Source organism: Kineococcus sp. AC630, from assembly GCF_979255925.1.
Genome location: NZ_CEEDMJ010000076.1, coordinates 1 through 277, shown reverse-complemented (window position 1 = coordinate 277; position 277 = coordinate 1). Strand labels below are relative to the sequence as shown.

The following is a 277-nucleotide window of genomic DNA, read 5'->3' as shown; positions in this document are numbered from 1 at the left end:
CCCCGGCAGCTCGCTGCGGCTCGGAGGGGAGAACGGCGTGCTGAAGCAACGCGAACGAGGACCGCAGGCTCCGGGCCGGCAGGGGCGACACGGTCGCCGGTTGCTGGCGGTGCTGGCCGGTCTCCTGTCCGGCGCCACCACCCTGGGGGTCGGCGCGCTGCTCGCGACGCTCGACACCCGTTCGGCCGACCCCGTCTACGGGGTGGGGCTGGAGTTCATCGCCCGGACGCCGGAGTGGCTGAAGGAGTGGGCGATCCGGCAGTTCGGGCAGTCCGAC

At 74.0% G+C, this 277-nt stretch carries 1 pseudogene; it reads left to right on the top strand.

Annotated features, from left to right (window positions below):
- Window positions 1-37: 37 nt before the first annotated feature.
- Window positions 38-277: pseudogene (locus AC0I8G_RS25915) on the top strand (molybdopterin-dependent oxidoreductase); the annotation flags it as partial.